Consider the following 15,658-nt stretch of genomic DNA (forward strand, 5'->3'; position numbering starts at 1 on the left):
ATAAATGGATAAAAAATTAACGTGGTCACAGTTTTGTTGAAGCTGAAATTCGAATGAAACAGGCATTTAGGTCAGTGACAATGACTTTATTTGATCGAAGGATATCTTAATAAGCACTTTCTAGTATCGGATAGGAGGTAGGTAGTAATGAATGCGAGAAAGCGCAACATTAAACATTTTTAATGTTTATCTTTCTTTTTAAAAAGTATATGTCTGTTATGCTGATCTGAAAACAATTGATTTATATAAATATCTCAACCTGAAGATTGCCGAAAGAAGGCTAAATTGAATTGAGCTGATCGCATGTGTATCGACTCTACGATTAATTCAATTAGCCTAAGTAGAATTACAACAATGACGTCTGAATACGTACTTTCATATCTAAAGCTTGCTGAAGAATATACGCTTTCATCCATTGTACCTGTTCACCCATTGGATTAGTTTTTACCGCCGTATTCAGGAAATCCAATTCGGGCTTGCTAAACAGCTGATCTTCAAGTTCCTGTTCAAGTGTCTGGCTATTCGCGGCTAAAGGTAGGGCAACCAGATAAAATGCTTTAGGGTAGTTATAAAAAGCATATAAAAGGTTGAAGGCCTTCTGGTCACCTTTCAGATTACCTGCACCAATCTCATATTTCGGATTCTGGTTACTATGCGTCAGGCCGATAACGTATTCAGCATTATTGTCTTGCAGGCGCACTCCGAACTGTAGACCAATCTGATCTGCAGTCAGTTCATGCTGTATATAGACATTTAAAGTATTACCATCATCAGAAAAGGGGCCTTGTAAAATCAGCATGTGTTGTTGATGCTGATAGATATAGCCAGCCAGGTTGGCCCGTTCAAGACGGGTTTTTAACGTTTCTAGGGTATATTGAGTAAATGGCATGTCTAAATTTAGATCCATAGGTACTAGGATTACTCTAGGTGGTTTTGCTACCGTTGGGAACAGGTACTTTAGATGATTTATCTATGAAGTTATTGCTAAAAAATAGTAGGTTTAAAAAGCTAAATAGAAGAAAATACTAAAATTCAAAGCATTAAAAATCACTAGATTGAATAAAACTAATAATACTTATCAGTGAAGTTTTATATGATGTTTTGATATATGGATAGCACAAAACAAGAAAACGTTATGAAAACTTAATCACTATAATGAATATAAATTTTATAAAGTGTAATAAGTACACGTGTAATACGCAGGTTGTCCATGTCATTAAATGAGGAAAGACTTACTCATCTTAAACAGCTTGAAGCTGAGAGTATTCACATCATTCGCGAAGTTGCTGCCGAGTTTGAAAACCCAGTCATGCTTTATTCGATTGGTAAAGATTCCGCAGTAATGCTGCATCTAGCATTAAAAGCGTTTTACCCTGCAAAACTTCCATTCCCGCTACTTCATGTAGACACGGGCTGGAAATTCAAAGACATGATTGCCTTCCGTGACAACATGGCAAAAACTCATGGCTTTGATCTGATCGTGCATCAGAACAAAGAAGGCCGTGATGCGGGTATTAACCCATTCGATCACGGTAGCTCAAAATACACCGACATCATGAAGACTCAAGGGCTAAAACAGGCACTTGATAAATATGGTTTCGATGCTGCCTTCGGTGGTGCACGCCGTGACGAAGAAAAATCTCGTGCCAAGGAGCGAGTATACTCATTCCGTGACTCGAAACACCGTTGGGATCCTAAAAACCAGCGTCCAGAACTTTGGAACCTTTACAACGGTAAAGTCAACAAAGGCGAAAGTATTCGTGTATTCCCATTATCAAACTGGACTGAGCTTGATATCTGGCAATACATCTATCTTGAAAGTATTCCATTGGTTCCACTATATCTTGCTGCTGAACGCCCAGTCGTTGAGCGCAGCGGTACACTGATTATGGTGGACGATGAGCGTATGCCTTTAAAAGAAGGTGAAGTTCCACAAATGAAATCGGTACGTTTCCGTACTTTAGGTTGTTACCCATTAACGGGTGCAGTTGAATCCACTGCCAACACCTTGCCGGAAATTATCCAGGAAATGTTGCTTGCAACCAGCTCTGAGCGTCAAGGCCGTATGATTGACCATGATGAGGCAGGTTCAATGGAGAAGAAGAAGCAGGAAGGCTACTTCTAAGCATCTTCAAATCTTCCCCTAACCCCTTCTTTAATAAAGAAGGGGAACTCCCAACGGAACGGAGCCAAGTCTCCCTTTACCAAAGGGAGACTTAGAGGGATTCAAGATTAAACCGATTTCTTAAGCATTTGTGGAGTTTGAGCGATGTCTCATCAATCTGAATTAATCAGCCAGGATATCCTGAGCTATTTAAAACAACATGAAAATAAAGACTTACTGCGTTTCTTAACTTGCGGTAACGTTGATGATGGTAAATCTACTTTAATCGGTCGTTTGCTTTACGATTCAAAACTGATTTATGAAGATCAGTTGCAAGCTGTGACGCGTGATTCTAAAAAAGTCGGTACGACTGGCGATGCACCTGACTTGGCTTTGCTGGTAGATGGTCTGCAAGCGGAACGTGAGCAGGGGATTACCATTGATGTCGCTTACCGTTATTTCTCTACTGAAAAACGTAAGTTCATCATCGCGGATACTCCGGGACATGAGCAATATACCCGTAACATGGCGACAGGTGCGTCTACTGCAGATCTTGCAATTATCCTGATTGACGCACGTTATGGCGTACAGACTCAGACTCGCCGTCATAGCTTTATTGCCAGCCTGCTGGGTATTAAGAACATTATTGTTGCGATCAACAAAATGGACCTAGTGGAGTTCTCTGAAGCTCGCTTCAACGAGATCAAGGCAGACTATACTAACTTCGTGAACCAGTTAGGTGACCGTACGCCAGCGAATATTATCTTCACACCGATTTCTGCCCTGAATGGCGATAACGTGGTGAACAAGTCTGAAAATACGCCGTGGTATACAGGCCAGACCCTGATGGGTACTCTGGAAACTGTTGAAATTACCCACAGCGCAGATAAGGAAGAATTCCGTTTCCCGGTTCAGTATGTTAACCGTCCTAACCTCGACTTCCGTGGTTTCTGCGGTACTATAGCGCTGGGTGAAGTGGCTGTAGGCGATGAGATTGTTGCTTTACCATCAGGCAAGAAATCTACAGTTAAGGAAATTGTAACTTTTGACGGCAATTTGCAACGTGCATTTGCAGGTCAGGCAGTGACTTTAACCTTGAACGATGAGATTGATATTTCTCGCGGCAATATGCTGGTTAAAGCGGGTGATCAGCCTTTAGCTTCACGTTCGGTTCGTGCTTCTGTGGTATGGATGAATGACCAGCCATTGGTTAAAGGTAAGTTGTATAACGTTAAGCTAGGTACGCAAACGGTTCCTGCAAAAGTTGCAGAGATCAACTACCGTGTAAACGTCAATACACTTGAGAAAACTCAGGTAGAGCAGCTGGATCTGAACGCAATTGCTGATGTTCAAATCGAGTTTGATGCGCCAGTGGTATTCGACCGTTACCGTGAAAGCCGTCATACTGGTTCGTTTATCTTCATTGACCGTTTAAGCAACGTCACTGTTGGTGCGGGCATGATTGAAGATGCAATCGAATGGACTGCACATACCAATCCTGTGACTGCTGAAGATCGTGCTGCACGTTTGGGTCAAAAACCAGCTGCGGTATCTGTATCTGCTAAAGCGCTTGAAAATGCTCAAGCACTTGAAAGCCTGTTAATTCAGCAAGGTGTGGTTGCGATTGCAAAAGTCGGTCTTTCAGCTGATCAAGTTGCGCTGGTTCGTGAAACTGGTGTGGTTGTGGTGACTGAGGTAACTGAAGGTACAGATGTGACTTTTGCTCAGGAATCTGCTGAAGAACTTGCTGAGAAAATTGTGGAACTGGTTCGTCTATAAGACTGGACTGGTTTTAGAGAAACCCGCTGTAAGGCGGGTTTTTTATTGCCTAAATTTGTTTGCATGAAAATCATTCGATTAGTCAAAATGTGATCTTTCAATTTATTAGTTACTAAATACAATTCTCCCTAGATGGGGGATTTATGAAAAAATTATTATTGCTGGCTGGCTTGTGTATGACTTTTGGAGTTGAAGCCAAACAGAGTAGCCAAAGCGTTGAAGCAATCAAGCAGAAGATTATTAAAGAATCAATTGAGAGTTATCCGGGTAATTGCCCATGTCCTTATAATACAGCGAGTAATGGTAGTCGTTGTGGTAAGCGTAGTGCTTATAACCGAGCGGGTGGATATGCGCCACTTTGTTATCCGGAGGATATAAGTGACCGGATGGTAAGGGAATATAAACGTTAAAATTCTAATGTGTGAGATTATCAATCATCCACATTTAAGCATTCATATAAGGCGGTAACAATACACATTATGGGTTTTCCATTAATTTTTCAATATTGATCTTAACTAGGAATGAGCCTGTATATTGATGTTCTTCAAAAAACATTTTTTGTCGAATTTCTTTATCTTTAAATCTGACTTTTATCGCTTTGCTTAAGTATGGTAAGATATATCTTAATTAATTTTAAGATATATCTTTGCTATGTCTATAATTCCTAATTCTGTCCTAACAGAAGAACAAGAGAACTCTCCAAAAACTCGCAAACGTCTGTTTGAAGCAGGTGAAATGAAATTGCTGGTGCTGCATTTTATTGCCCAAGCACCCAAATTTAGCTACGACATTATTAAAGAAGTGGCTGCTTTAGTGGGTGGGAACTATAAGCCGAGCACCGGCACAATCTGTCCAACCATTAGTTATCTTGAAGAACAGCAATATACGCAAATGACTATGAGTGCTGATGAGCGCAAGCAGTATCACATTACTGACAAAGGTCAGGCACATCTCAAAGAACATCAGCAAACCTTACAAAAGGTACTAGACCGTTTTAATACGCGCAAACAAATTCAATTGAATGAACAATATGTCGATATTAAGCATGCGATGGAAAATTTAAAAACCTCACTGCGTTTAAAGATTCAACATAGCGAACTTAATGAAATCCAAATACATGAAATTGCAGAACAGATTAATCAAGCAGCCATAAACATCACACGTCTGTAATCCGATTCACGATTTAAAAATCAGGTAAAATGATGAAAAAAATAGTTCCCAAATTTCATGTCAAACATTTGAATTGGCTCATGCCTTTGATCCTTTCCGGCATTATGAGTGGTGCAATTTCCTGCTTTAACATGCTACTCAATAAGGGCTGGAGTGATCAGTTTATTTCATTATGGCTGCATGCCTGGAGCATGTCATGGCTGATGGCATTTCCATTAATTTTGGTGATGCTGCCCTTAGTACGTCGTACCCTAATGAAATTCGTGGATGTGCCTAAAGGAAATCTTTAAATGAAAACACCCAATTTGTGAATTGGGTGTTTTGCTTATAAAACTATTATTGGATAGTGACAGTTACAGGTTCTGCATACAGGGTGTATGTATAGTTTGGAGCGATTGTATAGTCATAACGCGGCATAACATAAGCTGTGCCTTTCTCTGCAAATGTTACACTCTGACCATTTTGCGTATATTTAGCCGAGCCAGGCAGAACCAGCATATTTTTAAAGATATAAGAGGATTTACTGCCAACTTGTGTCTGAATCTCACCCGGAATTTCCAGAGCTTGACCTGCTGTAGCATTGAGCTGTTTTGGCGTATTCAGTTTTACCACAAAATTAGATGCATCATGTGCATAATCTGTGGTGAGACCATGTGTTCCTTGGACATACATACGATTAAAATCATCTTTGTTTAAACGGAACGTCCACGGCCAGAAAGTGACTCCGCGCTGGGAGGCAGTACGCATTAAATTCGCACTCAAGCCGCTAAAAGACGGATTGAAAGTGGATGAATACTGTTGAGTCGCATCCAGAATTCGCCGTGTATTGACCAAATCGCTTTGTGCGGCTGGAGTACTGGTAAGGAAACCGGTTGATACACCTGGAAGCACATTCTTCATTTGTAAAATCTGGTCGCCACTAAAACTGATCACAATAGCTTGATCATAGGCATCATGTTTATCTAGCAGTGCTTTGATCTTTGGTACGATCTCGGGCTTGTAGCTTTTAATTTCAATAAAGTTGGTGACATGTGGGTACTTTTTCACCTCAGCCAGCACTTCATCCATGGTAGGAATCTGACGGTTATAGTTCAGCGTTCGGAGCTCACGTACTTCTGCCAGTGTCATGTCCTCAATATTGCGATTGACACCAGTCGTGCGTAGCACAGAGGTATCATGCATAAGAATGACATGGTCATCTTTAGTCAGATACACGTCGTATTCCACTGCATCAGCTCCTACAGTGATCGCTTTGAGAGTGCCCTCCAGTGTGTTTTCATCGTCTTGCGCCGGGATACCGCGATGTCCGGTAATCAGCGGCTTACGCAACAGGGTGTTGGGTGCCATGCGCTGCATAATTTCTTTATATAGGTCAGGATGGTTGCTATAAATTCCATTAACACCTGTAGCTAGAATTTTTGCTGCGTCCAAGACCTGTGTACTGTCACTCTTGGCCCAAGGTGTAATCAATAAACGTTGTAGATGACTAACTGCTTCACGTGTTAGTAATTGTGGTGGCAAGATGACGATTTTGGATAGCGATACATTGGTATTGTGGGCGATGGTCACGATATCTTTGCTGTTATAACCCAGCCCGGTCTGCTTGGAATAATCCAGAGCTGTTCGGAGCATCGGTAAATCAATACGGGCCTGACGCAGTAAATCTACATTATCGGAAATGAGGGTGATATCAGCCAGATCATAATCTTCTGTCAATCCTTTCAGTGCCTGAATGGTTGCTGAATTTTGGAGAGTGAGTAAAGGTAAAGTTCGACGCTGAGTATCTTTAAGATAATCAGTCAGGTGGCTTACTTTCTGATTGTTGCTTAGTAAATTAAGATCTGCATCAAGCTGATAAGCAACATGGGTAGCCGCGGTCGAGACTGGGCCATTAAGCGGTGCAGCCTGGGCTAAAGTCGGTGCCATTGAAACCGGGAGTTGCTGGTCAATAATGTCAGTGACTTTATTGGATTCAGGCAAGGCATCGAGTTGTTCAGTGACTTTGAGGTGGCTTACTTTCATCAATAAGCCGGCACTAGATAAACCAATGCTGCCTTGAGCCAGGTTATAAGGCAAGGTGCTATCCAATACCAGTTGATCATCCAGATAATGCCGTACACGATTTCCATACACTACAACGCTGGCCTTGTGAGTTTTCTGAAGGCCAATATCTTCGCTATGAGCAGATTTCTGAAGCACATTCCAACTATTGGTCGGCATGCGTAAAGATAGTTCCAGACCACTAGCACTGGTGGTAGCAACCCGCATGGCAAACTGGTAATAGGGGGTAAAAGACGGATCAGCGAACTGATCTGCGCCTCGGTAGATGATACTGCCCCAGCGGGCTTCATTGAGTGCTTCTTCAAATGAAAATTCCATATCGATACGGTAATTGCGTAATTGCTGGAATTTCTCTGGCAGAAGCAGGGTTGTCATTTGTGTGCTATGGGCACGACCATCGATATACAAATCGCCATTTTCAAGATATACCTGGCCTGCGTTATTTTTAGGTTGTATCCAGTCACCAGAAAGAGCCGTCCATTTATCAAAATTTTCATCCAGCAGAACTTCTGGAATGGGAACTTCTTCATCAGGAATATTGGGCTCAGGAACTGGCTGATCTGGCTGGGTTACCGGTGGCTGAGAGGAGCCTGAATTCTTGTCGTCATCGTCCGAACATGCGGTGAGGCCCAAGGACAGCAAAATAGAGAGGTAGAGATGAGCAGGTTTCATACTTTTAATATTCTCAAGTCATTTATATTTGAATTTGAGAAATTAAAAGCAGAACATGACATTTATATGGATTTGTCATAAATGAAAATAATTCTTACAGATTAAAATTTCTTTTTTTAAAGAATAAGGTGAGATCTCGATGCCATACATTTTTCTTAATGATGGCTAGGTCTTCGACATAAGTCCGACTTGGCTTTAAAGCGGGAATTATCTATGTTCAAATAGGGTTAGGAAACAGTTAATACATGCGGAACGATCTATGTCACAAAAAACTATGCAACACGTCATCATTACAGAACCGGGTGGAGTGGATAAACTTGCTTATGAAACGGTTGTCATTCCTGAACCGAAGGCCGATGAGGTGCTGGTCAAGGTTCATGCCTTTGGAATTAACCGTCCGGATATCTTGCAGCGTCAGGGCTTGTACCCAATGCCAAAAGGGGTGACACCTGTTCCAGGTCTGGAAGTAGCCGGTGAAGTGGTTGCAGTTGGAAGTGACGTAAATCAGTTTAAAGTTGGTGACAAGGTGTGTGGCCTGACCAATGGTGGGGGCTATGCAGAATATTGCGTCGTACCTGAAAGCCAGACTTTAAATATTCCTGAAGGCGTGAGCTTTGTACAGGCTGCTGCGATTCCTGAAACCTTCTTTACGGTGTGGGCAAATGTGTTCCAGATGGGTAAAGCCAAGGCGGGAGAAACGGTATTGGTGCATGGCGGAACTAGTGGGATTGGAACCACGGCACTCATGCTATGTAAATCCTTGGGTATTAAAACCTTTGCCACAGCAGGTAGTGACGAAAAAATCCAGTCGATTTCACATCTGACCACAGGAATCAATTACAAGACTCAGGACTTTGAGCAGGTCATTAATGAAGCAACGGATAATGCGGGTGTAGATGTGATTCTGGATATGGTCGGTGCGCCATATTTAGAGCGTAACTTGAATTTGCTCCGTCGTGATGGCCGTCTGGTATATATCGCATTTTTGGGTGGTGCCAAGGCTAAAGAAGTGAAACTGGGTCAGATCATGATGAAACGTCTGACGATTACCGGTTCAACCATGCGTGCACGTAGCACGGCTGAAAAAGCCGAAATTACACAAGGTTTGAAAACGCATGTGGTACCCTTATGGGCAAAAGGCGAATGTCTGCCAATGATTTATCAGACCTTTAAGTTTGACCAGATTCAGGAGGCGCATACAGCCATGGATACGGGTGAACATATCGGGAAAATTGTGGTAGAAGTGATCTAGTTCACATATTATTAAAATACTTAAAGGAGAGGGATCTATTGGTTTCCCTCCCTTTTTTTGTGCAAAAAATGACAAGGTATGTCAGTTTTTAGCAATATAATAACAGCTGAAATTTATAGCATTTAAACTTGAAAGAAAACATACTTATTTATGTGAAAATTTTCTCACAGTCCTTTTTTATAAAAATATATAAATAACAAATATTTAGATTTTTTATTTGAGAGCTATTTTATTAATTCCGATGAACGGTAGTTATGTTTTTGAACTTTAAGTAAAAAATGGTCAGGTTTTTGCAATCCTTATAGAGACTGTTTATCCAATAGTCACCTTGTTCTCCTTTATCCAAGAGAGTAATAGCGATGATGATTGCAAAAGGACCATTTAAACGGATCCATCAAACTCGAGCACTAACACAAGTGATTCAAGCCAGATTATTTAACCGGGTTACGACACAGCAGGCTAAAATTTTCTATTTGGCATTATTAAATCTTGAAAGTTATATGACCAAATTGTCTAAGCCTAAACGCAAACGTCGTTAAGCCGATTCAAGCTATCTTAGCCTCGCAGAAGGCAAATCTATTTTATTGATTTCGGCTGTAAATAGATTTCACTAAATTTCAGGCATAAAAAAACCAGCTTTCGCTGGGTTCTTTATTTGCACCATCTTCAGTAGTAGAAGAATGGTGCCCGAGGCCAGACTCGAACTGGCACGCTTTGTGGGCGGGGGATTTTAAATCCCCTGTGTCTACCGATTTCACCACTCGGGCTTTAACAAGATGGAGGCGGAGGTCGGAATCGAACCGGCGTCCACGGAGTTGCAGTCCGCTGCATGACCACTCTGCCACCCCGCCGCGTCTTGTTGATGCGTATATTATCAAGCTCTCAAAAAAAAACAATAGTGTATTCATTCATATGCGCATAAAAGCAGCATATGGCGGAAAATATTGAGAATTATCATGTAGAATGTGCAAAATTGATTCATATCAACACTTGGGAGAAGTGCCGTGGCATTAGTTCTAGACGGTCGTGCATTGGCGAAGCAAATTGAAGCTGACTTGTTAACTCGCGTGGAAGCGCTGAAAGCAAAATCAGGTCGTACTCCAATTCTTGCGACTATTTTGGTAGGTGACGATGGTGCATCTGCAACTTATGTTCGTATGAAAGGTAATGCTTGCCATCGTGTCGGTATGGATTCATTGAAAGTTGAGCTTCCAAAAGAAACCACAACTGAACAACTTCTTGCAGAAATTGAAAAACTCAATGCAAATCCTGATGTTCACGGTATTTTGTTGCAACACCCAGTGCCTGTGCAAATTGATGAGCGTGCTTGTTTCGATGCCATCTCGCTGGAAAAAGATGTGGACGGTGTAACTTGCCTTGGCTATGGCCGTATGGCGATGGGTGAAGCGGCATATGGTTCTGCAACACCTGCTGGTATCATGACCATTCTGAAAGAAAACAATATTGAAATTGCAGGTAAACACGCTGTTGTTGTTGGCCGTTCTGCAATTTTGGGCAAACCAATGGCAGCGATGCTGCTTGAAGCGAATGCCACTGTGACGATTTGCCACTCACGTACTCAAAACCTGCCGGAATTTGTGAAACAAGCGGATATCATTGTTGGTGCGGTAGGTAAAGCTGAACTGATTCAAAAAGACTGGATCAAACCAGGTGCAGTAGTGGTTGATGCTGGCTTCCATCCACGTGATGGCGGTGGTGTAGGTGATATCCAGTTAGTTGGTATCGAAGAAATTGCTTCTGCTTACACGCCAGTTCCAGGTGGTGTAGGCCCAATGACGATCACAACATTGATTCGTCAAACAGTTGAAGCTGCTGAGAAAGCTTTAGGTTAATTGAGATTAAAAGTAGTTGCGGTGGAGTCTTACCGTTGTGACTACAGATTTAAGAAGCTCGATCGTTACTTTTGTTTCGGCAAAAGTAACCAAAACCATTTGTCATTCGCAGAACTCGTCTTATTCCTTTAGCGATGAATAAGTCGCAGAAACAGAGCGAATCAAATTTTAGGTGGCCTCGGACAGCTGCGAATGACATGGTCATGTATTCTGGTTAATTTATAAATTCCAATAAAAGATTTTTTGCACCAAGGCTTTTATATGAGCTGTACTTTCCAATTTCCTAAAGCTCCTGAGCATCTTCTACAAGCCTTGCATGATGTGATTCCACATTGTGAACTGCATGCACAGCAATTGCCGGATACACCTATTTCACTTTGGCTAATTCCGCCAGTATTTCCAACTGATAAGCTGGATGATGAAGTCATCCGTCGTATCTGGAATGATACGCCGTATTGGATCTTTTGCTGGGCATCTGGTCTTGCGATGGCGCAGTGGCTGCTGGCAGAACCACATCATGTAAAAGATAAAGTCGTGTTGGATTTTGGTACAGGTTCAGGTGTCGTTGCAATTGCAGCAAAAATGGCAGGTGCTAAGCGTGTGATTTGCTGTGACATCGATCAAGTGAGTTTAGATGCATGTCATGCCAATGCTGAGTTGAATGGTGTTGAGCTTGAATACTTGAATGATCTGTATAAGGCAGAACAGGTGGATATCCTGTTAGCCGCCGACGTACTTTATGACCAATGCAACCGTTTCTTTCTGGATGAGTTTTTAAAATTTGCGCCTGAAGTGTGGGTTGCAGACAGTCGCGTGAAAAACTTTAGTCATCCCCAATACGAAAAACTGGATGAGCGTAGTGCTACGACTTGGCCGGATCTGGATGAATCTCCAGAATTCAGAAACGTCAGTTTCTATAAGACACTTTGAATCGGAAAATAAAAAAAGGGCATTAAGCCCTTTCTTATATTTCAAAGATTAAGAACAGGTAAATTGAATCACGCGTAATGTGCTTGGGCGGGCATTCAGGGCATCACGCGCGCCTGGATTTTCAGTATTGTACAGGTCAGGTGTGTTGCTTAAGCTGATTTGAGTACGGCTATTGCCGAGCTGGCGACCATACTGTTCATCTGGTAATGCAGTATTACTAATCTCATTACTGCTGAGTACGCTTACATTCCAGTTTTTAGAAGTACCAAGTGCCTGTCTGCAAGCAGCCTGCAATTTTCCTTCATCCTGACTGGTACGACCAGAAAGTGTATAGCGCAATGTTGCAGTATTTGCACTTTGCTCAATGACTTCGTAACCAGATTGACCGTTATAAGGTTGAGGTGTGCTTTGGCAGGCAGTAAGCACCAAAGTGCCGAAACCCAAACCTAGTAGAAAAACTGTTTTTTTCATCATGATGATTTCCCATTTTTTTATACAGCAAGTATGCCATAGCATTGAAAAGACAAAATGGCAGTAAACTTAAAAATCCAATAAAAAAGCTTTCTGAATGTTTCCACTCAGAAAGCTTAAACAGCTCAAGCATTAATTAGTCATCAGTAATCATGCTGTATTTTTTAGTGTCTTTCATGAAGATATAAGTCAGCAATATGCATAAATTCCCATAATCCATGCGCCAATCGGCGCATTAAAAAAACTAAGGTAAAACAGCAACAGCTTTACGGTGTCATCGTCCTTAGGGGAAACTTACGAAGCAAAATATAAAGTAAAGGCTGCATAAACATACCAGTCGTGCATTCGACCAGGTTTCCTGTGAAACCACCGAGAATAGAGTTGACACATGTTTTATCGAAGTAAAGTTAAATAATTACAGTGTCTTATGCTGATGTGGTTTTTAATTTTTTATAGAACTTGAGTCTTAATAAAACAAGAGAGATAGTTTTGATAATTCAAAACATTAAATTATTTAATTTTATATTAAATTATTGATTTTTAATATAATTTTTATTGATCAAATGTTGTTCTTGAATAATTTAAGAGGTATTAGAGAGATCTAATAACTACAGAAATTGGAAAAATGAAAGTACTTAAATTTAATGAATAACCAGCAATAAAAAAAGGCCGCTTATGCGACCTTTTTTAAATTAAACCAGCAATTATGCAGATTTAACAGCTTCCAGTAATTCAGCTTGGCGTTTTTTCAACGCTTCTGGCATACGGTCACCTAGTTTTTCGAACAATTCAGTATGGCTTTCAAGTTCTTTGATCCATTGATCTTTATCTTGAGAAGTTACAAGGTCAAACTGCTCTTTAGAGAAGTCGGTACCAGTCCAGTTCAACTGTTCGTAAGTTGGAACACGGCCAATTGGAGTGTCAACAGCAGTTGCACGACCTTCACAACGATCGATGATCCACTCAAGAACACGCATGTTTTGACCGAAACCAGGCCATACGAAGTTGCCTTCAGCATCACGACGGAACCAGTTCACGTTGTAGATACCTGGAAGCTTGTTACCAGCAGCAGCAGCTTTCTCGCCAACTTTCTCACCCATTTCTAACCAGTGAGTGAAGTAGTCAGCCATGTTGTAGCCAGCAAATGGAAGCATGGCGAATGGATCACGACGAACAATACCTTGTTGACCAACAGCAGCAGCAGTAGTTTCAGAGCCCATAGTTGCAGCTTTATAAACACCGTCTACCCAGTCAAATGCTTCTGAGATTAGAGGCACTGTGTCCGCACGGCGACCACCGAAGATGAACGCAGAAATTGGAACGCCTGCTGGATTTTCCCAGTCAGCGTCGATAGAAGGGCATTGACCCGCAGCAACGGTGAAGCGAGCATTCGGGTGAGCTGCTTTTTCTTCGCCAGTGTGTGGTTGACCTTTCCAGTTAGTCAGGTTTGCAGGCGCTTCTTTAGTCAGACCTTCCCACCATACTTCGCCGTTGTCAGTCACAGCAACGTTTGTATAGATCACGTCTTTATGAAGTGTCGCCATACAGTTCGGGTTAGTTTTGGTATTTGTACCAGGCGCTACACCGAAGAAACCAGCTTCAGGGTTAATTGCATATAGACGACCGTCTTCACCTGGTTTGATCCAGGCAATATCGTCACCTACAGTTTCAATCTTCCAGCCTTCGTAGCCCGCTGGTGGAATCAGCATCGCGAAGTTTGTTTTACCACACGCAGAAGGGAATGCAGCTGCGATGTAATGTTTTTCGCCTTGTGGATTCGTCACGCCAAGGATCAGCATGTGTTCAGCTAACCAACCTTGTTGACGACCCATGTAAGATGCAATACGTAAAGCTAGACATTTTTTACCTAGCAATGCGTTACCGCCGTAACCGGAACCGTAAGACCAGATTTCACGCGTTTCTGGATAATGTACGATCCATTTGTCTGGGTTACATGGCCAAGCAACGTCTTTTTGACCTTCTTCCAATGGTGCACCAACAGTGTGTACACATGGAACGAATTCGCCGTCAGTACCTAAAACGTCATAAACCGCTTTACCCATACGCGCCATTTTAGACATGCTAACAGCAACATAAGGAGAGTCAGTCAGTTCGATACCGATGTGTGCAATATGAGAACCTAAAGGACCCATAGAGAAAGGAACAACGTACAAAGTACGACCTTTCATTGAACCGTCAAATAAGCCATTTAGGCGGGCACGCATTTCAGCTGGAGCTTCCCAGTTATTTGTCGCGCCAGCGTCTTCTTTGTTTTCTGAACAGATATAAGTACGACCTTCAACACGAGCAACGTCAGAAGGATCAGAATTTGCAAGGTAAGAACCTGGATGAGTTTCCTGGTTAAGCGCTTGCATTGTGCCGTTAGCGATCATCAAGTCGATATAACGTTGATACTCTTCTGCGCTACCGTCACACCATTCAATTTTTGCTGGTTTTGTTAATTTAGCAATCTCTTCCACCCAAGCAATAAGCTTAGGGTGACGAACGAATTCTGGTGCGTTCACTTGGGTCATGGTGAGGCCTATCTCAAAAGTGTACAAAACTATGTACAAAGTATAGTCTGGGTGATGAAAACATCGCCCAGATGAAATATGAAAAAAAAGTGGCTGTATTAAAGCATAAAATGACAAAAAAAATAAGACCAAAGCAGGGTTAGAGTTAAATTGTCACATAATGCAATATTTTAAATAAGTATTTAAAAAACAGTAGTATATAAAATAACATTGCAGAGTAATCTTGTATTTATTTTAATTATGGTTAATATTTTTAATAAATATAATTATAAAAAACATTTACTTATTATTTTTCTAGGAATGACTCTTATCATTGATTAAATAAATGAGGGTAATTTGAATTTTGCATAGTACTGAATGACATCTGTTTAGCATTTAGACAGTTTGCCAGAAAAATAATCAATGCTGATGATTTTCCGAACTATTATAAACCATATATATCTAATTTCTATCACATAAAAGGCTGTGGTTATAGAATGTTGGAGTCATTTCTATTTAAGATCATGATTGAACTTTGCTATATAGCTTATTGTGATTTTAAATTTTTGATTTTAAAAATAAAATTTATAATTTCTGCTTTCTTAAAGCGCCTAAGAAAAACCACTTTAAGATTAATTTTTAATTGGTTAGTAACTTACGATTGGTAGGTATTAGAAAGTCAACCTTGATCTTTTAGGCTTAGCTCTATGAAGCCAATAACAGTATTCTCCAGGTAAGTATCTTCAACGAATGTGGGCATAGAAATGATCATCCTGTACAAGGCTGAAGCACTATATAAATAGTATTCATTATGTGGAAAAAATTATCTATATAACTAGGTCATTCCAAGAAA

13 protein-coding genes, 2 tRNA genes and 1 pseudogene are annotated in these 15,658 nt (G+C 41.1%); 9 read left to right on the top strand and 7 right to left on the bottom strand.

What is annotated here, in order from left to right; translation table 11 throughout:
* Positions 1 to 346: 346 nt before the first annotated feature.
* Positions 347 to 889, bottom strand: a complete 543-nt coding sequence (locus F955_RS08720) for a hypothetical protein (RefSeq protein ID WP_017401566.1) — start codon at positions 887 to 889, stop codon at positions 347 to 349.
* A 321-nt stretch (positions 890 to 1,210) separates the two neighbouring features.
* On the opposite strand from F955_RS08720, the gene cysD reads away from it, so the two are divergent.
* From cysD to F955_RS08745, 5 genes are all read left to right on the top strand, one after another.
* Entirely contained in the window at positions 1,211 to 2,125 is a 915-nt protein-coding gene (gene cysD / locus F955_RS08725; RefSeq protein ID WP_004810809.1) for a sulfate adenylyltransferase subunit CysD, read from the top strand.
* A 144-nt stretch (positions 2,126 to 2,269) separates the two neighbouring features.
* Positions 2,270 to 3,883, top strand: coding sequence for a sulfate adenylyltransferase subunit CysN (cysN, locus tag F955_RS08730; RefSeq protein WP_004893527.1), 1,614 nt, complete (start codon positions 2,270 to 2,272; stop codon positions 3,881 to 3,883).
* A 143-nt stretch (positions 3,884 to 4,026) separates the two neighbouring features.
* Positions 4,027 to 4,293 carry a hypothetical protein gene (locus tag F955_RS08735; protein WP_004893528.1) on the top strand — a complete coding sequence of 89 codons (267 nt, stop codon included), beginning with the start codon at positions 4,027 to 4,029 and terminating at the stop codon, positions 4,291 to 4,293.
* Between the two features lie 241 nt (positions 4,294 to 4,534).
* A complete protein-coding gene (locus F955_RS08740; protein WP_004893530.1) occupies positions 4,535 to 5,053 on the top strand; it encodes a PadR family transcriptional regulator in 519 nt (172 codons plus the stop codon).
* A gap of 32 nt (positions 5,054 to 5,085) precedes the next feature.
* A complete protein-coding gene (locus F955_RS08745) occupies positions 5,086 to 5,343 on the top strand; it encodes a DUF2798 domain-containing protein (protein ID WP_004893532.1) in 258 nt (85 codons plus the stop codon).
* Between the two features lie 46 nt (positions 5,344 to 5,389).
* Here F955_RS08745 and F955_RS08750 read toward each other — a convergent pair whose 3' ends face one another.
* Positions 5,390 to 7,786, bottom strand: coding sequence for a glycerophosphodiester phosphodiesterase (locus F955_RS08750; protein ID WP_004893535.1), 2,397 nt, complete (start codon positions 7,784 to 7,786; stop codon positions 5,390 to 5,392).
* Between the two features lie 259 nt (positions 7,787 to 8,045).
* On the opposite strand from F955_RS08750, the gene F955_RS08755 reads away from it, so the two are divergent.
* Both F955_RS08755 and F955_RS08760 read left to right on the top strand, forming a co-directional pair.
* A complete protein-coding gene (locus F955_RS08755; RefSeq protein WP_004893538.1) occupies positions 8,046 to 9,038 on the top strand; it encodes an NAD(P)H-quinone oxidoreductase in 993 nt (330 codons plus the stop codon).
* Between the two features lie 359 nt (positions 9,039 to 9,397).
* On the top strand, positions 9,398 to 9,577 hold the full coding sequence (locus F955_RS08760) for a hypothetical protein (RefSeq protein WP_004810797.1): 180 nt from the start codon (positions 9,398 to 9,400) through the stop codon (positions 9,575 to 9,577).
* A gap of 142 nt (positions 9,578 to 9,719) precedes the next feature.
* Here F955_RS08760 and F955_RS08765 read toward each other — a convergent pair.
* Together F955_RS08765 and F955_RS08770 are read right to left on the bottom strand one after the other, a co-directional pair.
* A tRNA-Leu gene (locus F955_RS08765) sits at positions 9,720 to 9,805 on the bottom strand.
* Positions 9,806 to 9,815: 10 nt separating this feature from the next.
* Positions 9,816 to 9,889, bottom strand: a tRNA-Cys gene (locus F955_RS08770).
* Between the two features lie 153 nt (positions 9,890 to 10,042).
* Here F955_RS08770 and folD point away from each other — a divergent pair.
* Together folD and F955_RS08780 are read left to right on the top strand one after the other, a co-directional pair.
* Positions 10,043 to 10,891, top strand: a complete 849-nt coding sequence (folD, locus tag F955_RS08775; RefSeq protein WP_004893540.1) for a bifunctional methylenetetrahydrofolate dehydrogenase/methenyltetrahydrofolate cyclohydrolase FolD — start codon at positions 10,043 to 10,045, stop codon at positions 10,889 to 10,891.
* 261 nt (positions 10,892 to 11,152) lie between these two features.
* On the top strand, positions 11,153 to 11,821 hold the full coding sequence (locus F955_RS08780; protein WP_004893542.1) for a class I SAM-dependent methyltransferase: 669 nt from the start codon (positions 11,153 to 11,155) through the stop codon (positions 11,819 to 11,821).
* Between the two features lie 48 nt (positions 11,822 to 11,869).
* On the opposite strand, the gene F955_RS08785 is transcribed toward F955_RS08780, so the two are convergent.
* The 3 genes and pseudogenes from F955_RS08785 to F955_RS08790 all read right to left on the bottom strand — a co-directional run bounded on the left by F955_RS08785 (position 11,870) and on the right by F955_RS08790 (position 14,826).
* A complete protein-coding gene (locus tag F955_RS08785) occupies positions 11,870 to 12,292 on the bottom strand; it encodes a hypothetical protein (RefSeq protein ID WP_008301936.1) in 423 nt (140 codons plus the stop codon).
* 198 nt (positions 12,293 to 12,490) lie between these two features.
* Positions 12,491 to 12,687: pseudogene (locus tag F955_RS16850) on the bottom strand (alpha-ketoglutarate permease); the annotation flags it as partial.
* A 309-nt stretch (positions 12,688 to 12,996) separates the two neighbouring features.
* Entirely contained in the window at positions 12,997 to 14,826 is a 1,830-nt protein-coding gene (locus F955_RS08790) for a phosphoenolpyruvate carboxykinase (GTP) (RefSeq protein ID WP_004893548.1), read from the bottom strand.
* Positions 14,827 to 15,658: the final 832 nt, after the last annotated feature.

It is taken from the genome of Acinetobacter schindleri CIP 107287 (assembly GCF_000368625.1).
Taxonomy (GTDB): Bacteria; Pseudomonadota; Gammaproteobacteria; order Pseudomonadales; family Moraxellaceae; genus Acinetobacter; species Acinetobacter schindleri.